The sequence below is a fragment of the Pseudomonas sp. IzPS59 genome, assembly GCF_014863505.1.
GTDB classification, from domain to species: domain Bacteria; phylum Pseudomonadota; class Gammaproteobacteria; order Pseudomonadales; family Pseudomonadaceae; genus Aquipseudomonas; species Aquipseudomonas kribbensis.
In genome coordinates this window covers 201,231-220,360 of sequence record NZ_CP062251.1, presented here as the reverse complement: position 1 = coordinate 220,360, position 19,130 = coordinate 201,231, and the positions used below count along the sequence as shown (strand labels likewise).

Below are 19,130 nucleotides of genomic sequence, written 5' to 3'. Positions count from 1 at the left end.
GTCATGGGTTCCATTTGTTGGAGAGCGCTGGCCGCACCGTTTCCAGGTCCGGCAGGTTCTCGAGGAAGTTGTCCGGGTAGTAGCCGAAACTCGTCGCGCCCTGACGCTTGAGACGGCCCATCCAGTCGGCCAGTTGTGCACCGTCGATGTCGGCCTGGTCCTTTTTCGTCCAGTCCCGGGCCTGCAATTCGAACACCGTGCGATCCAGCGCACCGGGGCGCTGCTTGATCTTCGCCACCAGCTCTTCCAGCCACGGGCCGGATTGCGCATGGGTCTGTTTTTCCATGAGCGGCATGGCCATCGGCGCCGTCCAGTCGTAGCTCACGAGGAAGTCGTCGAGGTTCTGCGCGAACCACGCTTCGCTCTCGGGGTTGAGAATCGGCTCGGCGAAGATGTTGCGCGCGGTGAGCACCTGCGGGCCACGGATCGCCCGGACCTTGGCGGTCAGTTCGTTGGTGAAGTCGATCAGGTAGCGGCTCTTGAATCGCGTCCAGCGCTGCATGGCCGCCGGATCGTCACGCAGGGCGGCAATCGAGCCCGGCAGACCGTGAGCGGCATAGGCCTTCAACGCTTCGGGGCTGGCGTCTTCGAAATCCGACAGCACGGCGTCGTCGTGGTAGAGAATGCCGTCGACCGAAGTCAGGCGCGCCACGTCTTCGTAGATCTCACCGATGATCCGCCGCACCTCTGGGTCGAATGGCGACAGTCGCTTGTACTGATCCGGATCGACCGACGTGGTGCCGGTCTTCGGGTCCCAGCGGGTGACCCGTGGCAGCTTCGAATCCAGCGCAAAGCTCAGCACCGGCATCCAGGCGAACACTTTCACGTGGGCCCGGGTGCGCAGCTGCCAGGCGACACGGTCAAAAATATCGGCACGCACCGGCAAGTGGCGGTTGGGGAAATACAGCGAATGCACCAGGCCATCGCCTTTCGGATCGGCGAAGGCTTGCAGGAACACGGTGTTGGCGCCCATGTCGGCCATGCGCTGGATCAGCTTGCCGAGGTTCACTTCCTGCTGCGCCGGGTCCGGGTCATAGACGTTGTCCAGATCCACATGCACCACGCGCATGGCGAAGTCGGACTGCACCGCCACGATGCTGTTGGCGAAGTGCTCGCCATCCGGGTCGGACGCGACGAGGAATCGTGGGCTGCTCATCAGGTTGTCGAGGGCATCGAGACCGTCGTCGAGGGTCAGGGCCATTTCGTAGCCCTGCTCGCTGACCACAGTCAGTGAAGTACCGTCCGCCGTGCCGTAGGGCCAGACCCAGACCCGTGGCTTCTTGCCGGTGGCCTTGCGGATTTTTTCCGAGATGGTGGCCACGTCGGTGCGAATCCGTGCCTGGAAATCCGCCTCGGATTCATAGCGCTTGGTCACCGGATCGTAACGCCGGGTCGCGGCCGCCGGCTGCAGGTTGCCTTGCGGGTTGGCGAGGATGCCCTTGTGGCTGGCGTCGGTGTGGGCGGCGATTTCCACCAGGCCGGATTGCGAGATTTCGCGCACCTGATCCCAGGTCAGGAAGTCGGAGCGCTGACGCGGGGTACCGGCAAAATCCACCGGCTGATTCAGCGGTGTGTCGATCCAGACGCCCACCGGTGCCAGCAGCGCATGCCAGTTATAGGCGCGCAGCACCGGCATCACACGGGTGTAGAAACTCGCGTAGCCGTCGTCGAAGCTGAGCAGAATGGCTTTGGGCGGCAGTTCCGGCCCACCTTTGCGCGCGGCCATGATCTGATCGACCGTCACCGGCTTGTAGTTGTTTTCCCGCAGCCACGCCAGTTGCTCGATCATGCGCTCGGTGCGCACCGCCACCACGGCCTGATCGGGATCACGGTCTTCGATGTCGTGGTAGGCAATGCCCAGCACGTGGTTTTTCGGCCATGGTTTTTCATTGGCCGCCAGCGGACGCTCGGACGGCGGCGCGAAGGCCGGAGCTTGCTGGGCGCAGGCGCTGACCAGCAGCACTCCCAGCAGAAGGATGAAACGCGAAATCAAAGGCATCTTCAAACTCTTCTAGAAGCGGAAAGTGAGGTCGACGAGCAGACGCAGATCGGTTTCCCGATCACCGTCGTAGGGCCGGTTGATCACACTGAACAAACCGCCCACCTCGAATACGTCGTTCCAGGCATAACGCTGGCCGTAGCCGAGCATCGCCATGCCGCCCGTGCCGTGGTCACGTTGGCTGTACGTACCCGCACCGGCCTGGAACTGCTGGCTCCAGGAGGTTTCGTAGCGGTGGTAGAGCACGTGGTTGACGTTGACCGTCGGCATCACGCTGAAGTCCGCCTTCGGGTTGTAGTAAGGCACGTCTTCGGAATTCGAGTTGTGGCTGGTGCTGACTTCCAGACCGGCATCGACCTGCACATGAGTCGTGCTGTAGACGCCCTCGCGTCCGGTCAGCAAGGCTTCGACGCGGTTGTTGCCGTCGCTGAAATGTGACGGGCTGACCGACAGTTTCCACTCGCGGCTTTCGTTGGCGCGCCAGCGAATGAAACCGCTGCCGCCGTTGGCCTTGATGTTGCTGTTCAACGCCCGCAACGGGGTGTCGGCCGACAGGTATTCAAGGCTGCCGCCGTACTGCCAGTTGTCGTTGATATCCCGGGCAATCGCCAGACGGGCGCCCTGCTTGTCGCCATAACCGTAGGAATGGTTGGAGACTTCCGCTTCGAGGGTCATGTCACGGGTGCGTCGCTCCAGACCGACACGCTGGAAACGGTGATTGCCGGTGCCTTCGGCAAAATCACCGGTGGCATAGCCGACGCCGGCGAAAACGCGCCAGTCTTCATCGATCGGCGGGCTGTACAGCGTGCTCTGGATGCCAAAGTCCCGGCTGCCGCTGACCGCACCGGCATTACCACCGCTGCCGCCATTGGCCTTGCCGCCGTAGGCTTCGACGCGCAGCTCGGACATGTCATGCACTTCACGCTCGCGGGCCGCTCGCTGCACCTGGCGGTTGTCCGGGAAACGCTCGACGACATCGTCAGTCAGGGCATCCATCTGCCGCCATTCCTGAAGGGTCATGGCAGTGCGGGCCTGAGCGACTTCCAGGCCCATGTCTCGCGGCACCATGCTCTCGACTTCCTTGAGCTGGCTTTCGGCGCGGCGCGGCCATTGGCGGGCCAGGTACAGATCGGCCTGGGACAGGCGCAAGCCGATATTGCCCGGCGCCTGATCGACCAGCGTCTGCAAGCGATCCTCGCCATGAGGCAGGTCAGCGCCGTAGGTGCCGGCGGCCTGGGCCGACAGCAGTTGGGCGTCCATCCAGTCGTCGCTGGGGTTGCCGATCGGCAAACCCTTGAGCTCGACGCGCGGTTTCTCGTTTTTGGCCAGGTCTTCGGCGACTTTGCGCGCCTCTTCCGCCCGGTCGCTTTCCAGCAACGAGTAGTACAGCGCAGTGGTGTCTTCGAGGCGATCGCCGGCATCGGCGTCCGGCGCCGAGAGCACCTGGCGATACAGGTCGGTGGAGACTTCCGGTTGCCGCTGATCCAGATAGGACGCAGCCACCCAGCGCAGGGCGTAGGTCGGAATCTTCACGCCTTCGGCTTGCAGCTTCTGGTATTCGGTGATGACGTCAGCGGTGCGCGCCCGGGCCTTGAGGGCGCCCATGCGGTCGATGCGCCAGCGGGTCACGTCATCGTGGGCGCTGGCGTCGGGGGTCCAGGTGGCGAGCAGTTTGTCGTAGTCGGCCAGTGCGCGGTCGGCGATCACGTAGCGTTCTTTTTCGCTGCGGGTGGCGAATTCGGCAAGGCGCACCCGTTCGGCTGCCAGATCGCCTTCGAGACGGCGCAGGGTCACCGGATCGATCAATCCCGGCCGTTGATTGGCCAGGCGCAGTGCAGGCTCGGGCAGACGGGCCTTTTGCAGGGCGACCACGTATTCACGGGCGACTTCCGGTTTGCTGCCGGCACGAGTGAAGGCTTGATCGTATTCGAACAGTGCGTCGTATTGTTTGCCGGCGCGGGTCAGGGCGTAGCCCAGTGCTAGACGGCGGGATGGATCGTCAGGCTTGGCGGCAACCAATGCCTTGGCGCGGGTCACGGCCTCATCGGGTTTGCCGGAATCAGCCTGGGTCAACGCCAGACCCAGTTGCAGGTCAGCATTGTTCGGCTCCAGCGCCAGGGCCTTGTTGTAGACCTCGGTGGCCTGATCCCAACGCTTGAGATTGCGATAGGCGCGAGCGGTGGCGGTCAGGGCCTGAACAGGCAGGACACGGTTGCGGCCCTCGGTTTCATAAACCTTGACCACTTCGGCATCGAGCCCGGCCCAACTGGCGATTTGCAGGTGATCGCTGACCTGCCCGGTGGTCGACTGGCCCGGCGGAACCTGACGCAGCACGTTCAGTGCAGGCGTGGTCTGCCCGGCACGCGCATCACGCACCATCTGATCATAGGGCGTATCGGCCAGCGCCAATGCGGGCCAGAGCAACTGGCTGCACAGCGCGACTCGAAACAAAGGGCGTAAACCACGATGTAATACGGGAACATCAATACGCGGCATTCGTCAGCATCCTTACATGGCCAGCCGGGTAGCTACGCCCCCCCTTGCCCGATTCGTGACGGAGGCCAAGTCGGTATCACTCGGCCAAGCTAATCCAAGCAGTCTTGCACGCAAGCGTAGACCAATATTCAGAACACAATATTTGTTCAGATTCGTGACTGAAAACGCGGGGGCTCGCCGCAAACGCAGATTCCAGACAGCAAAACGCCCGGCGTTTGCGGGAGGCAAAGGCCGGGCGCTGAGGTGTTGCGCGGGGTTTTACTGTTCCTGGCTGACGCTGACGCCGGCAAATTTGCTCATCAGGAAACCGACGAACTGCTCGACCGTCATTTTCTGGCCGTTGAACTCCACCTGATTGGCGGCGTAGTGCAACTTGGTCGTCACATTGGTGCCATCCAGCGTTGCCAGCTGCGAACCCACGGCCATGCCGGAGAACATGTCGGCGGCGGCGCTGGCCTGGTCAACAATGGCTTTGGCATCGGTCTGGCCGTCGATCTGGGCCTGCACGCTGAGCAGATCCACCAGCATCGGCTTGGACACCAGCACATTGAGGTCAAGCAGGGCGATCAGTTGCTTGCCCAGTTGATCCGGCGGCAGATCCATCGAGGCCGGTTTGGTCAGGTCGAGCACCAGATTGGCACGGCTTTCACCGTTGGCGGTTTTCAGCGACAGGTCTTCCAGCGCCAGTTGCGGGCCGGCGGCCAGCAGTTTCTGCATGTCAGCCTTGACCTGGGCGGACTCGGCTTCGGTCAGGTTCAGCTCGGGCGCCGGCAGGCCGGCGGCAGTGGCTTCGGCGGCGGCTTTTTCGTACGGCTGCAGCTTGGTCTGGTAAATCTGCATCAGCGACAGGGCCGACGGGATGTCGAGGTTCTTCAGGCTCATGGCCAGGTTGGCCGAGCCGATTTTCTTGTCGTTGAGGGTCACTTCACCGATTTTGTAGTCGGCACGACCGGAGGCGTTGCTGCCGTTCTCTTCGGTGAGGTTCTTCATCTCGAAGTTCTTCACGCCCAGCACCAACTGTTTAGCACCGAAAGTGGTCTTGCTGCCGGTCAGCTCGAGGGTGTTCTCGCCGGTGTAGTAGCCGTAGCTGCTCTTGTTCAGGTTGCTGGCCAGGGTCAGACCGTTGAGTTCGATCTGCACCGGCGCCTGGTCTTCAGCCACGGTGGTCAGGTGCAGGCTGTCCATGTAGCCGTTGGCCTTGACCTTCTGCGCCTGGGCGCTGGCGGAAATGTCCATGTTCAGGCCGGAAAACTTCAGGCTCGACTTGTCGTCCAGCGCGGTTTCCAGCGGCAGCAGTTCAATGTTGCCAGTGGTGGACTGGTCATAACCAATGTTGACCACACCCTTGAGCGGCGCAGCGCCCTTGGTGGCGGCGAACCATTTTTCAGTGACCGGGGTCTTTTCCAGCTCATAGTGACTGGTGGCCATGACCGGCAGCCATTTCAGCGAGACCAGACGCGAGAACGGCAGCGGGCCGTGTTCGATGTGGTCGACGAACAGCAGCTCGACCGGCGCTTCACCGAACATCTCGCCTTCGCCCTTGAGGCGATAGTGCGCGGTGCTGCTGAAGGTGTGACGCTCCAGCGATACCAGCTCCAGCGACGCACTGCCGTTGGAACCGGCCATGGCGGTCTGCAGCTCTTTGTTGGCGTCGACGACGGCGTTGTTGAGCACGCCTTCAATCTTGGTGCCCGTATACCAGGCCCCGCCGACGCTGATGGCGCCGATGGCAACAACGATTCCGAGAAGCACGCCTGCTGATTTATTCATGAATGACCTGATCGATTTCCGTGGCTGAATGTATGGTCGTCTTCCGTGAACCCGTGACCGGGCCGTGGCTCGACTCCGCTGAATTTAGCGGTGGAGATTAGCACTGGCCGCGCGGGACGGCCCAATGTTTAAAGGTTAAAGAGTGTCCACGGGACATGGACAAACAAAAAGATCGCCGGGTTTGGCGATCTTTTCGGGATCAGGAATATTGGACCTCGATCTCGTCGAGCTGATGATCGAAGCTTTTCAGCCGCGCGGTCCAGGTGTACACGAGCACCTCGAAATCCCGGTCAATCACCGCCCCGCCCGGCCCGTCGCCGCGCGGGTCACAGAAATCCAGCTGATAGCGCTCGCGGGCCATCGCGGTCGCGACGTCGGACAATTCACGGGCGTTGTTCAGCCAGTGCCAGCCGTCATCGGCGACTTGCCTGTCGAGTTCCAGGCATTGTTTTTTCAGGGCTTCGAGGCTTTTTTCCAGCGGGGTGCCGGTGAGTTCGCCCATGACCTCGGCGAAGGTGCGTCCGGGTTGCCAGTAGCTGCCCCAGAAGTAGCGATCGAACACGGTTTCGACTTTGCGCAGCGCGACTTTGGTGTCCCAGATCAGCAGCAGGGTCTTGCTTTGTTCAAGCTGTCTTTTCTTGAGCTTTTGCACCTGCACCAACGACCAGGCCACCACGACGATCGCCATCACCGCGATCAACGCGGTCGCGCTGTCGAGGAAGACCATTGCCTTGTCGATCTGATGGGCCAGCATGATGCCGTAGAAATAGGTGGCAGACAGCAGCACCAGTGCGACCAGGGCGCACCAGAAGCCGAGAGCGTAAGGGTTTTTCATTATTGGTTTCCCCTAGACCTGCGCTAGCAATGTGCACTGAAAAGGCGCCTTGCTCAGGGCGCCCCTCCAACACTTCAAAGCATAGCAATGGCCTCAGGGTTTGCTGGCGCTCGAGGCTTGCGTTCGTCCGCTTTCCCAGCCGCCGCCCAGGGCGAGGAACAAATCGATCTGGCTCATGGCAACCTGAGTGTTGGCAGCGGCCAGTTGCGCGGTGACATCGGTGTAGGTGCGAGTGGCTTGCAAGTCGGCGAGGAACGACTCGCGGCCCGCCTGGAAGAAGCGGTGAGTCTGGTCAGCCGCCAGCTTCGCCGACTGCTCGGCATCGGCCAGGGCATCGCGGCGTTGCAGCAGCGCGGTGTACTGGGCCAGACCGGTCTGGGTTTCACGGATAGCGTTGAGCACTACGCCGTCGAAATGTGCCAAAGCGCCCTGAGTCGAGGCTTCGGCTTCACGGATCCGTGCCCGGGCGCCGTTGGTCGGCACCTTCCAGCTCAGCGACGGACCGAAGCCCCAGCGGTTGGTCGACGGGTCGCCAAGGTCGGAGACAATGCCGACGGTGCCGATGGTCGCGCCGATGCTGATGTCCGGGTACAGCTCGCCGGTGGCGATGCCGATCCCGGCGGTCGCGGCCGCCAGTCGACGCTCGGCCTGGCGGATATCCGGACGGCGCTTGAGCAGCGCAGCGCCATCGCCGACCGGCACCAGTTGGGCGATTTTCGGCAGTTCGGCGCAGGTCGCGGTGCCGGCCGGTAATTGATCGACCGGTTTGGCCAGCAGCATCGACAGACGGAACAACCCGGCCTGACGCGCCGCTTCATAGCGCGGCAGGTCGGCGCGCAGGGACTTGAATTGGGTCTGCGAACGGGTGACCTGGGTTTCGTCCCCGCGCCCGGCATCGCGCAGGCGCTGGATCAGCGTGGTGCTCTGGGATTGCAGGTCGAGGGAGTGCTGGGCGATTTCCCGTTCTTCGTTGGCCGCACAGACCTGGGTGTAAGCCCGGACCACATCGGCGACCAGGGTGATGCGCGCGGTGTCGGCGGCGGCCTGGGTCGCGTCGGCGTTGGCTTTCGCCGCTTCGATCCCGCGCTGCAGGACGCCCCACAGGTCGAACTGGTAGGACGCGCTGATACCGATGTCGGCGACGTTGGCCACCGGGACTTTCTCCGGTAGCAGGAACGCCTGACCAGACTCCTGCAAGCGCTGGGCGCCCATTTTCACGCCGCCGCTCCAGCCACCGGCCGCCTCGGCTTCATCGACCTGGGCACGGGCCCGCGACAGGTTCGCCGCCGCCACCCGCAGATCGGTGTTGGAGGCCATGGCCTGCTGCACCAGTTGGTCCAGACGCGGATCGCGATACAACCGCCACCAGTCCGCCGGCACCGGAGTCGAAACCACTGGCTTGCCGGCCACCGCCAGATCGCCCTGAAAATCCTTGCGCTGAATCGCCGCGCCACCCGGCAGGTGATAGTCCGGCCCGACCATGGAGCAGGCCGACAACATCACGCCCAGACCTGCGATCATCAGGGCCCTGCTCATTTCGCGGGCTCCTGCTGATCATCGATGATCGACACCGTGGCGGTACGCCCGGCGATCATGCGGAAGTCTTCCGGCACGTCGTCGAAGGCGATGCGCACCGGAATCCGCTGCGCCAGACGCACCCAGCTGAAGGCCGGGTTGACGTTGGGCAGCAGGTTGCTGCCGCTCGAACGGTCACGGTCTTCGATGCCGGCGACGATGCTTTCGACATGCCCGCGCAAACGGGCGCGGTCACCGATCACACGGATATCCACCGACTGACCGATGTGGATACCGTCGAGTTTGGTCTCTTCGAAATAGCCGTCGATGTGGAACGAATTGCTGTCCACCACCGACAACACCGGACGCCCGGCGGTGACGAACTCTTGCGCGCGCGGCGCACGATCATTGACGTAGCCGTCCACCGGGCTGCGGATCACCGAGCGGTCGAGGTTGAGCTGGGCGCTGTCCACCGTCACCAGCGCTTCAGCCAGTGCCGATTGCGCGCGGGCGACTTTCGACTGGCTTTCTTCCAGCTGTTCCGCCGGCACCAGATTGCCCAGGCCACGGTTACGCTTGGCTTCACGCTGGGCCTGAGCGAGGGTTTCTTCGCGGTCGGCAACGGCCGCTTTCGCCTGACGCAGCGCCAGTTTGAAACGGTCCTGATCGATGCTGAACAGCACCTGGCCGCGTTTCACCAACTGGTTGTCCTTGACCTCGACCTGTTGGATCAGCCCGGACACGTCCGGGGCGATCTGCACGATGTCGGCACGGATGTGGCCGTCGCGGGTCCAGGGCGCGAACATGTAATACATCACCATGCGCCAGACCACGACGACGGCGAAAGCCACGATCAGCAAGGTCAGCATCACGCGACCGATAGTCAAAAACGGTTTTTTCATGTCATCAGGTATCGACTGAGTGAGTCCACGCCGTACAGCATCACGGCGTAGAGGGCCACGTTGAACAATGCCCGGTGCCAGACCAGACGGTAGAAATGCAGGCGTGTGAGCACGCCGTGTACCAGCACGAACAGCACGTAAGTGATGCCCATCAGCACCAGCAGGGTCGGCAGGAAGATGCCGCTGATGTCCAGGTCACCGATCATAGGGGCGCTCCTTCGGGCAGCGGTTCTTCGGGCTCGGCGCTGGAGACGAATTCGACGCCGGGCAACAGCGCCAGACGCAAACCGCTCAAGGCGTGCAATAGGTGTAGTCGGGTTTCTTCATCGCCGTGGCCGTTGAGCGCACGACGGGTGCGGTCCATGGTCATCAGCAACGGGCTCGGCGCCGGCAAGCGCTCGCCGGCCTTGAGGCAGGCGCGGAAATACTCGCCGACCTCGGCCACCACTTGCTGCAACAACGCATTCGGCGCTCCGGTCACGCGCGGGGTGTAGGCCAGCAGGTCGAGCAGGTTCAGCCCCACCCGCACTTCGCGCATGGCGATGCCGGTGTCCTGACCGGTCAGTGCCAGACGCGGCAAGTGCTGCATCAGGCGGTCGAGCAACTGCACGCCCAGTTGCCGATGCTCGGCGAGGTTCGCCGGCTCGGTCATGCTGACGATGTCTTTCCAGCTGAAACGGGTCAGGCGCTTGGCTGCCAGTTCGGCGCCGAACGGCCGGGCGATCAGGGTCCAGATAAACGCGAACAACAGCCCCAGCGGACCCGCCAGGTTGGAGTTGGCGAACGCAAAGAAGTCAGCGTCGTAGGCGCCCTGGATGCTGATGAACGACGAGGTGTTCACCAGTGTCAGCAACATGCCGAGGTAGAACCGTGGCTGCACCGTCAGCGTACCGACGCAGATGAACGGGATGGCAAACGCCAGCACTAGCATCGGGAAGTCGTGCAGGTTCGGCAGCACCAGAAACAGGTACAGACTGGCGAACAGCACCGACATCCCGGTCCAGAAAAAGAACCGGTAAATCTGCGGCGCCGGGTCGTCCATCGAGGCAAAGAAACTGCACGACACCGCCGCCAGAATCACCGCGCTGCCACCGTCGGTCCAGCCCAGCAGAATCCACAGCGTCGAGGCGACGATGATCGCCAGAATGGTCGACGCCACCGAATACAGCATCAGTCCACGGTCGAGGAACGGCGTCAGACGACCGAGGCGCCAGTGGCGGTAAACCGCGCGCCAGCTGTCCTGGCGTTCGCACAGGATCGCGTCCTGCAGACTTCGGCAGTCCTGCCACAGATCGATGAATTCGCCGAGGCGGTACAGCGCGTTGGAAAACAGCAACTGTTTGCGATCTTCCAGGGCTTCGGCGCTCGGTTGCAGGGCTTCGAGCTGATCCCGCAGGGCTTGCCAGCGGTCGAGATCGGCGTCTTTGTAGCCGAGCCATTCGCGGGTGGCAGTGAGCAGCGGCGCGAACTTTTCCACCAGTTCCGGGGTGCGCCGTTCGAGGGCGTAGAGCGAATCTTCCAGCGCATCGATCACCGGCAGCAGATGAATCATCCGCCCGCGCAGTTCCTTGGTGTTGCGCACCGTCTGCGGCCGCGCGCCTTCGTGCGGCAACTGGCCGATCATCAATTCGAGGCTGTTGAAACTGCCGACCATGGCCATGCGCAGGGCAGTGACTTCTTCGGGATTCACGTCGCGGCTGAGGAACTTCAGGCTGTAGGTGGTCGCATCGGCAAACCACTTGCCCATCGCATCGTTGAACACCGGCGCCAAGCGTCGTGGCCAGAACATCGCACCGACCACGGCAGCGACGGCGATGCCGAGGAAGATCTCTTCAGTCCGCGCTTCCGCCACGTCCCACACGGCCAGCGGGTTATCCACTACCGGCAGGGCAATCAGCGGCAAGGTGTAGCCGGCGAGCATCAACGCATAGTTGTTGGCGGTACGCAGATGCAGAGACAGGAACAGCAGAATCCCGGTCCACAACGCGATGACCACCACCAGCACATACGGACTCTGGACGAACATCGGCACGAACAGCACCGCCGCAGCGGCGCCGAGGAACGTACCGATCGCCCGATACAGTGCCTTGGAGCTGGTCGGGCCGAGAAACGGGCTGGAAACGATGTACACCGTGGCCATCGCCCAGTACGGACGCGGCATCTGCATCAGCAAGGCGATGTACAACGCGATCATCGAGGCCGCGAAAGTACGGACCCCGTAGAACCAGTCCCGGGCCGGAGGAATGCCGGAAAAAAAGCCGTTCACGGATGGGTCACCGCTGGCGGACTGGCCGCTTCGAAAGCTCTCAATACTCGAAGCGTAGCTTCCAGATCACTCCGGTCGATGCCTTCGAGCACTTCATTACGCAGACGCACCAGCTCGCCTTCCACCGCCTGCACCAGTTCGCGGCCGGTGTCAGTCAGGCTCAGGCATTTTGCGCGGCGATCCTGCGGGTCTTCAGTGCGGCAGACGTAGCCGGCGTGGCACAACTGATCGAGCAGCCGCACCAGCGAAGGACTCTCGATCCCCGCCGCCTGTGCCACCTGCACCTGATGCACGCTCTCCCCCAGGCGCCCGATCATCAAGAGCGGGACGGCGCAGGCTTCGGAAATTCCATAGTTGACCAGCGTGGTCTGGCAGATCTTCCGCCAATGCCTGGCGGCTACCACCATGGCACTGCTGATGTTCATCTGGAGAGCGTCGAGGGTATTCGGCACGAGGGAATGCACACACTGTTAGTTTGCTAACTATCAATATGGCATTTGAAGGGAAATTCAGTCAAGTTTTGAAACAAAAACATCCGCTGGTCGCTATAGCGATCACTTGGTTCCATTTATGGAACTTACGATGTATATACCTTTTCAGTACAAAATCTCTTTTTGAGGAGTTTCGCATGTCAAAACAAGCCGTTTTCACAATGAAGCTGGAGCCGGAGTTGCGTGAGCAATTCATGGCCGAAGCTGAAGCAACGCATCGCCCCGCCTCGCAAATCGTTCGAGAAATGATGCGCCACTTTGTCCAGACTCAACGTGAGGCTCGCGAGTACGAGGCGTTTCTGCAGCGAAAGGTAGATATCGCACGAGCCGCCATACGCGACGGGGATGGCTTGTCGAATGAAGAAGTAGAAGCAGAATTCGCCGCAAGGCGCAGGCGGGCAGACAATCAAGAATGAGGATTATCTGGACGAAAACCGCCAAAAAGGATCGTGAAAAAATTTGGGATTATCTTCACTCCGTAAACCCAAAAGCCGCTGTAGATATGGATAACCGCTTCAGCGAAGCGGTTTCCCGAATTTCTCAGAATCCGGAAATTGGCCCAGTCGGTATCATTGCCGGCACGCGAGAAGTCATTCCACACCAAAGCTATCGGCTCGTATATCAATTGGAACACGATGCAGCCTGGATTCTGGCATTGGTCCATACCGCTCGATTATGGCCGTTACCACGATGACTGCTACCCCGCCCGCCCCTTCCTCAACATCACATCCAGTTGATCCACCACTTCCGCCCAATCCGCATCGTCAAGAATCTCGTCCCGCAGGAAATCCGCCTGGCTCTTGGTCCAGAAAAACGCGTCGCACAGGTGCAGTTCGGGCTTGAGCGGGGAATGGGCGGCGATGAACTGGTCGATGCTGACCGGGTCGTTGGGCAGGCCCAGTTGTTTGAACAGGGACGGGAGGCTGTGTGTTGGATTTTCCATTGTTCTGCTCCTTCGAAGATTCAGTGGATAAAAACATTTCGCGAGCAAACCACATTCCCACAGATTCATTGCAGAACCTGTGGGAGCGAGCCTGCTCGCAATCGGCGTCGGCACAGACGCTGAAAAACCTACTGACTCAACTCCCGCACCTGGGCATGCGGCACCATTTTCAGGAACTCGGGCATGCTCATGTGCAGCAGGTTGTTGTGGTTGCCGGCCTCCAGGTAAATATCTTTCTGCCGGGTCACGAGCGGGTCGATGACCATGTCCAGGCCATAGGAATCGCCCAGCGGCGGCACCGCGCCGCGTTCGCAATCATCGAACAGATGCGCCAGGGTACTTTCGCGGGTGATCTGCCACTCGCCGCTGGTGCGCACTTTGCTCAGGTCCAGATGGCGGCTGGCGGGCAGCACGGCCATCAGGTAATGCCCGTGGTGGTCGTCGAGGATCACCGACTTGGCCACCCGCTCCGCCGGAATCCCCGAAACCCGCGCCGTTTCCAGGCTGCTGCTCGAGTGCGGATGGGAGACGACGTCGTATTGGCATTGCGCCCGGGTCAGGCTGCTTTGCACTTTTCTTGCCATACGCATGATGCACCTCGGTGCCCGCCGGGCAATGCGCGGCGAGCGATGATGAACGTTGTTCCTGTTCTGGAAAGTCTAGTCGGGCAAGCCGCGAATGAAGGTAAATCCGCCCACTGGCGACGCTGGAACTGATCAGAATTCCTCCGACCGCAGGCTCAACTAGACTGATAAGAGAACCCCATGACTCTCCCGGAGGGTCACGTGAACATCCGTCGCTGTGCGTTTGTCCTGTTGATGCTGCTGAGCGGATCGTCCCTGGCTGCGGACATCCCGTTGCACGCCGTCGATCCCATCGGCCTGTGGCTGATCACCCTGGGCATCGCGTTCCTGATCGCCGAAGCCGCGCTGCCCAATTACGGCGTGATTGGCCTGGGCGGCATTGTCATGTTCGTGATCGGCGCGCTGATCCTGAGTAACGCCGAGCTGCCGGTGCCGATGATGATCGGCCTCGGGCTGGTCAGCGCGCTGCTGCTGATCGCGTTGCTGGTTCGTGCCCTGAAGACACGGCCGCGACACCCGGTCAGCGGCGACGCCGGCCTCGTTGGCAGCGTGACGGCCGTGACCGTCGTGGAGTCGCCCGACACCCGCAATGGCTGGGTGCAATTGCAAGGAGAACGCTGGCAAGTGTCGAGTGCCACGCCGCTGCACGCCGGGCAACCGGTGCGGGTGGTCGGGCGCAAGGGCTTGTTGCTGCAAGTGGCCGCGGCTGACGCGGCACCGCTCGGAGAGTGATCATGGGTCTGCAAATCGGTTTTGTCGCGCTGCTGCTGTTGCTCATTGCCCTGGCCGGCTCGACGTTCCGCATCCTGCGTGAATACGAACGCGGCGTGGTGTTCCAGCTCGGGCGCTTCTGGCAGGTCAAGGGGCCGGGGCTGATCCTGTTGATTCCGGTGGTGCAGCAAATGGTCCGGGTCGATCTGCGCACCATCGTCCTCGATGTGCCGCCGCAGGACGTGATCACCCGCGACAACGTCTCGGTCAAGGTCAACGCGGTGCTGTATTTCCGGGTGCTCGATCCGCAGAAAGCGATCATCCAGGTCGAAGACTTCCTGGTGGCCACCAGCCAACTGGCCCAGACCACCCTGCGCGCGGTACTCGGCAAGCATGAACTGGACGAACTGCTGGCCGAGCGTGAACAGTTGAACATCGACATCCAGCAAGTGCTCGATGCCCAGACCGACGCCTGGGGCATCAAGGTCGCCAATGTCGAGATCAAACACGTCGACCTCAACGAATCGATGGTCCGTGCCATCGCCAGACAGGCCGAAGCCGAGCGGGAACGGCGCGCCAAGGTGATCCACGCCGAAGGCGAATTGCAGGCTTCGGAAAAGCTCATGCAGGCCGCCGAAATGCTTGGCCGCCAGCCTGGCGCCATGCAATTGCGCTACATGCAGACCCTGAGTTCGATTGCCGGCGACAAGAGCTCGACCATCGTCTTCCCGTTGCCGATCGAATTGCTCAAGGGGATGGCGGATCTGTCGGCCAAGTCGTGAGTGCGCGCAAGCGTTCCAGCGCTTCGTAAGGTGCTCGCGCACAACGTTCCACTCGCGCCTGCAACAGCGGGGAAGCTTCGCGGCGTTTGCTTTCGCCATCGGCGACAAACGCCTGTGACGGCTGTTTCGCATGTTGTGCCGAAGCTGTCAGCGCCTGTTCGCACTGCTCGGCATTCAGCTGAAAAAACCGCGCCAGACGTCCCGTCATCGCCTCGGGCAACTCGTTGTAATTGACCGCCAGTCCGCCGAAATCAGCGCAGTGCAAGCGCGCCGCCTCCAGCAGACGTCCGAGCCTGCGGGCGATGAAATCTTCGCGCCCCTCGAATGGCAGGTCGTCGTCCAGCACGCACTCGCCAAGCAGGCCGGGCACCATGTGCATGCCCGGGCGACGCAGATGTGAAACGGCGATTTCCAGTGGGTCGCGATAGACAAACAACCACGGCGTATCAGGGAAGCACTCGTGAAGCAGAGGCCACTCGCCGATGTTCCAGGCGTCGAGCTTGATCACCAATCGTTGCTCCATCCCGCGCCGGCGCTGACCGTAGGCCGAGAGCAACCCGGCAATGGCCACACGGCGTTCGATGGCGGGCAGATCGCTGCGCAACAAGGCATCGAGGGGCGGTGGTTCCGAGATTACGATGTGATCGTCGAGGCGGGCGAGCATCTGGCTGATCAGCGTCGATCCGCAACGCGAGGCATGCAGGATGAAGGCGCTTGGCGCCAGGCCGGGGCTGAGCGCCTGCCAATCCGTGAGTGCCGACAACGGAGTTTGCCGGCGAAACGCCTGATTGAACGGCAACTGCAGCGCCTGCTCCACCGCCTCCCGAAAAAACGGCTGATGCAGCGGCGTGTCGCCAAACCAGCACCAGTCCACCTGCCATTGACCGGCACTTTTCCAGATGCGGATCGGCAGCCAGCCGTGCAGATTCAGACTCGCCATTGCTCGTTCCATGACCGGCGGCCGTTGCGCATCGCCGCGTGCAGTTCTTCCCGGGAGAATGACAAGCCGCGCTCGGCGGCCAGCGCCAGTGTCTGGCTGATGAACGCTTCGGGATCGCGCAGCGCCTGCAAGGTCGCCGACAACGCAGGATCCGCAATCAGCAAACGCTGAAACCGCTGCAACGCCGAATCTTCGGCATCAGGCTGCGGCGTACTCGGCAAACCGTCGGCAATCATCTGCTCCAGCCAGGCGCCGGGTCGGCAGTCGAGGACCAGATGAATGCGTGCCGCGCTGTCGCGATTGTCGACCCGATGCGGTCGCGCAAGATCGAGAAACCAGCACTCGCCCGCCGACATCGGCATACGTAATCCGTCGAGCCAGAAATCCACGGCGGGCGGACTGAGCAATGGAATATGCAGCCGCAGGTCGGCGTCCGGCCCGTCGAGATCGTAATCACGATGCTCATGAATCTGCCCGCCGGGCCCGAGTCGCAGCAGTCGCGCACTGACGATCTCCAGCGGCAGATCCTGCAGCCCCTGCTGCCAGCGGTGGTCATTCAACCAAGGCGCACGCTGTACCGGTTCGGCGGTGCCGGGGGACAATTCGGTTAACGCATCGGCAGCGGAAATCAGCGCCACGCCACTCCAGTCGCCGGCGAAATAGGCCGTGTTGAAATGCCCGCGCCAGGCATCGTTTTCAATCGCCGCCAGTGCCTGTAACAGCAGCGGCAGATCCACCGTCACCGGCAGTCGCGAAAACGCCGGCCGGCTCATGTCCTGGGCAACACCGCAGATTCGCCGAGCCAGGTCAGCAAACGATCAAGGCAAGCCTCGACCGTCAGCGTTCCGGTATCGAGTACCAGCGACGCCTGAGCCGGCGGCTCGTAAGGCGCCGACACGCCGGTGAACCCGGCAAGCTCACCGCGTCGCGCCCGGGCGTAATGCCCTTTCGGATCACGCTGTTCGCACACCGCCAGCGCGGCGCTGCACCAGACTTCGCGATAGTCGTCGCCCAAGCGTTGGGCGAACACCTCGCGCAACTCCACCAGCGGCGCGATCATCGCCAGAATCACGATCTGCCCGTTCTCCACCAGCAGCGCCGCCAGTTCACTGGCGCGGCGGATGTTTTCCAGCCGGTCGGCATCGGTGAATCCCAGGTCGCGGTTGAGCCCGACGCGCAAGCCATCGCCGTCGAGCACCACACTTTGCAAGCCTCGCCCAAAGAGCTCGGCATGCAGCGCCTGAGCAAGGGTCGATTTGCCCGCCGCCGGCAAACCGGTCAGCAACACGGCCGTGCCGCGATGGCCATTACGGGCCTCGCGTTGTGCACGGCTGATGCTGGCGGTCGGCGCCAGCACGTCACTTCGCGGGGGCATGGGCCACCGGCACCGAAATATCACCCGACGCCCACGCCGCTTCGCGGTTGGCCAGCGCCGTGGCGATCGACTGCACTTCGGTCGACTGCACCTGATCCGGCAGCGGATCGAGGCCGGCACTGGCGAAGATCTGGCCATAGGCATTGCGCAGATCGGCGTAGGACAGGTCACGGCGCAAGTCCGCCTGGAGGTTGTTCAGTTCACCCTGGATCAGATCCAGTTCGCCGATGCCCGCCGCCTGATGACGGTTGCGCAACTGACCGACAATCTGCCCGTCGATGTCCGACAGTTGCTGGTTGGTCTTGAACTGACGCAGCGCCTCCTGATAGTTGGCGTTGGCCACATACAACTGCGCCAGCACCGCAATCGACATGGCCTGACGGCGTGCGGTGGCGACTTCTTCGCCGGCCTTGGCCACATCAATGGCGGCCGGGGCGGAGATCACGTTGAACAGGTTCCAGGTCACCTTCACGCCGTAATCGGCCCAGCGGTCGTTCACCAGGAACGAGTTGCTGTCGTAATGCCCGCCGGCGGAAAACTCCAGGCCCGGCAGCATGCGCAGCATGGCCTTGCGGGTTTCGGCGGCGCTGATTCGGGTCTGGTAATCCTGCTCGCGCAGTTCCGGGCGGCTGGTCAGGGCTTCCTGTTCCAGTTTGGCGATATCGACCTTGAGTTCCGGGATCTGATAACCATCGTCGGTGGCCAAGGTCAGATTGGTGCCCATCGGCAGGTTGATCAGAGTCGCCAGCTCGGTCTTCGCCAGTGACAGCGCGCGGCGCTGCTCTTCCAGTTGCCGGGTGGCTTCGATCAGCGAACGCTGGTAGCCGAGGGACTGCACCGGATCGCCGATGCGCTGCTCGCTCATGCTTTCGCTGTTGCGCCGGGCAGCGTCAACCCGCGCCATCAGGCTGTCGATCTGCTTGAGCAGACGCTCGGCCGCCATCGCCCGCCAATAGGCCGAGCGCACGTCCTGAACGATGGTGTTGATCACCTTGCGCCGACGTTCCTGCACGATCAGACGCTGGTCGCCCTGCTGCTTGGCGTTGATGTAGCTGACACCGAAATCGAGGACGTTCCAGACCATCGTCAGGTCAGCGACGTTGCGGTCGCGGTCCTGGGAGGTCGACGGTTCCAGGGACTGGGTGCCGGTGCGTACGCTCTGGCTGCTGGAGGCGCTGACGTTGTTGCGCCCGACGTAGCCGGCGTCCAGCGCCATGCGCGGCAGCATGTCGAAACTGGCGAGGTCGAGCTGCCGTTTGGCCAGCGCTTCCTCCATGATCTTCAAGCGACCTTCGAGGTTGTACTTCACGGCGCGGGCCATGGCCTGGTGCAGGGTCAGCGGACCGCGCAACGGTTCCTGGCCCTTGTACATGGTCTGCAGGTCAGATTTGGCCCGTTGTTCGCTGACGCTGCGTTCGATCGGTTCACTGGTGACTGCACATCCGCTGATCGCCAGCGCCAGCAGGCTGGCGCCGAACAGTTTCTGACTTTTCTTCATCCCTGGATCGCCCCTAGGTCCCG

The 19,130-nt window shown here is 62.4% G+C and carries 19 protein-coding genes; 4 read left to right on the top strand and 15 right to left on the bottom strand.

Features of this window, described 5'->3' with window-relative positions; genetic code table 11:
* Position 1: 1 nt before the first annotated feature.
* The 9 genes from pgaB to IF189_RS00885 form a co-directional block, all read right to left on the bottom strand.
* Entirely contained in the window at positions 2-1,999 is a 1,998-nt protein-coding gene (gene pgaB, locus IF189_RS00925) for a poly-beta-1,6-N-acetyl-D-glucosamine N-deacetylase PgaB (RefSeq protein WP_192552682.1), read from the bottom strand.
* A gap of 12 nt (positions 2,000-2,011) precedes the next feature.
* Positions 2,012-4,495 carry a poly-beta-1,6 N-acetyl-D-glucosamine export porin PgaA gene (gene pgaA / locus IF189_RS00920; RefSeq protein ID WP_192552681.1) on the bottom strand — a complete coding sequence of 828 codons (2,484 nt, stop codon included), beginning with the start codon at positions 4,493-4,495 and terminating at the stop codon, positions 2,012-2,014.
* Positions 4,496-4,753: 258 nt separating this feature from the next.
* Positions 4,754-6,265, bottom strand: coding sequence for a YdgA family protein (locus IF189_RS00915; RefSeq protein ID WP_134825087.1), 1,512 nt, complete (start codon positions 6,263-6,265; stop codon positions 4,754-4,756).
* Positions 6,266-6,464: 199 nt separating this feature from the next.
* Entirely contained in the window at positions 6,465-7,100 is a 636-nt protein-coding gene (locus tag IF189_RS00910) for an NADH:ubiquinone oxidoreductase subunit N (RefSeq protein ID WP_114880957.1), read from the bottom strand.
* Positions 7,101-7,193: 93 nt separating this feature from the next.
* Complete coding sequence (locus IF189_RS00905) at positions 7,194-8,636, bottom strand: efflux transporter outer membrane subunit (protein ID WP_134825086.1); 1,443 nt, start codon at positions 8,634-8,636, stop codon at positions 7,194-7,196.
* A complete protein-coding gene (locus tag IF189_RS00900) occupies positions 8,633-9,517 on the bottom strand; it encodes an HlyD family secretion protein (protein ID WP_085712635.1) in 885 nt (294 codons plus the stop codon). Before IF189_RS00900 ends, IF189_RS00905 begins: the two co-directional genes overlap by 4 nt.
* Positions 9,514-9,723, bottom strand: a complete 210-nt coding sequence (locus IF189_RS00895; RefSeq protein ID WP_007957657.1) for a DUF1656 domain-containing protein — start codon at positions 9,721-9,723, stop codon at positions 9,514-9,516. Before IF189_RS00895 ends, IF189_RS00900 begins: the two co-directional genes overlap by 4 nt.
* A complete protein-coding gene (locus tag IF189_RS00890; RefSeq protein WP_192552680.1) occupies positions 9,720-11,783 on the bottom strand; it encodes an FUSC family protein in 2,064 nt (687 codons plus the stop codon). The genes IF189_RS00895 and IF189_RS00890 overlap by 4 nt, the downstream gene beginning before the upstream one ends.
* Entirely contained in the window at positions 11,780-12,208 is a 429-nt protein-coding gene (locus IF189_RS00885; protein ID WP_192552679.1) for a MarR family winged helix-turn-helix transcriptional regulator, read from the bottom strand. The genes IF189_RS00890 and IF189_RS00885 overlap by 4 nt, the downstream gene beginning before the upstream one ends.
* 203 nt (positions 12,209-12,411) lie before the next feature.
* Between IF189_RS00885 and IF189_RS00880 the strand changes: the two genes are divergently transcribed.
* Together IF189_RS00880 and IF189_RS00875 are read left to right on the top strand one after the other, a co-directional pair.
* Complete coding sequence (locus IF189_RS00880) at positions 12,412-12,690, top strand: hypothetical protein (protein WP_007957667.1); 279 nt, start codon at positions 12,412-12,414, stop codon at positions 12,688-12,690.
* The gene (locus tag IF189_RS00875; protein ID WP_096821842.1) at positions 12,687-12,968 is read left to right on the top strand and encodes a type II toxin-antitoxin system RelE/ParE family toxin; all 282 of its coding nucleotides are present in this window, start codon (positions 12,687-12,689) and stop codon (positions 12,966-12,968) included. Before IF189_RS00880 ends, IF189_RS00875 begins: the two co-directional genes overlap by 4 nt.
* A gap of 3 nt (positions 12,969-12,971) precedes the next feature.
* Here IF189_RS00875 and IF189_RS00870 read toward each other — a convergent pair whose 3' ends face one another.
* Both IF189_RS00870 and IF189_RS00865 read right to left on the bottom strand, forming a co-directional pair.
* Positions 12,972-13,217, bottom strand: a complete 246-nt coding sequence (locus tag IF189_RS00870) for a DUF2789 domain-containing protein (RefSeq protein ID WP_065257452.1) — start codon at positions 13,215-13,217, stop codon at positions 12,972-12,974.
* A gap of 128 nt (positions 13,218-13,345) precedes the next feature.
* A complete protein-coding gene (locus IF189_RS00865; protein ID WP_085712631.1) occupies positions 13,346-13,807 on the bottom strand; it encodes an aminoacyl-tRNA deacylase in 462 nt (153 codons plus the stop codon).
* 174 nt (positions 13,808-13,981) lie between these two features.
* Between IF189_RS00865 and IF189_RS00860 the strand changes: the two genes are divergently transcribed.
* Positions 13,982-14,533: an NfeD family protein gene (locus IF189_RS00860; RefSeq protein WP_167748719.1), complete on the top strand. Its 552-nt coding sequence runs from the start codon at positions 13,982-13,984 to the stop codon at positions 14,531-14,533.
* A gap of 2 nt (positions 14,534-14,535) precedes the next feature.
* Entirely contained in the window at positions 14,536-15,294 is a 759-nt protein-coding gene (locus tag IF189_RS00855) for a slipin family protein (RefSeq protein WP_114880952.1), read from the top strand.
* On the opposite strand, the gene IF189_RS00850 is transcribed toward IF189_RS00855, so the two are convergent.
* From IF189_RS00850 to IF189_RS00835, 4 genes are read right to left on the bottom strand one after another with little or no spacing between them, the layout of a single operon-like run.
* Positions 15,260-16,234 carry a sulfotransferase family protein gene (locus IF189_RS00850; RefSeq protein ID WP_192552678.1) on the bottom strand — a complete coding sequence of 325 codons (975 nt, stop codon included), beginning with the start codon at positions 16,232-16,234 and terminating at the stop codon, positions 15,260-15,262. The two genes, IF189_RS00855 and IF189_RS00850, sit on opposite strands and share 35 nt — an antisense overlap.
* Positions 16,222-17,007 (bottom strand): aspartyl/asparaginyl beta-hydroxylase domain-containing protein, encoded by a 786-nt coding sequence (locus tag IF189_RS00845; protein ID WP_192552677.1) that lies wholly within the window; start codon positions 17,005-17,007, stop codon positions 16,222-16,224. Before IF189_RS00845 ends, IF189_RS00850 begins: the two co-directional genes overlap by 13 nt.
* Positions 17,004-17,609: an adenylyl-sulfate kinase gene (cysC, locus tag IF189_RS00840; RefSeq protein ID WP_192552676.1), complete on the bottom strand. Its 606-nt coding sequence runs from the start codon at positions 17,607-17,609 to the stop codon at positions 17,004-17,006. The genes IF189_RS00845 and cysC overlap by 4 nt, the downstream gene beginning before the upstream one ends.
* A complete protein-coding gene (locus IF189_RS00835; RefSeq protein ID WP_134825080.1) occupies positions 17,593-19,107 on the bottom strand; it encodes a TolC family protein in 1,515 nt (504 codons plus the stop codon). The genes cysC and IF189_RS00835 overlap by 17 nt, the downstream gene beginning before the upstream one ends.
* Between the last annotated feature and the right edge of the window lie 23 nt (positions 19,108-19,130).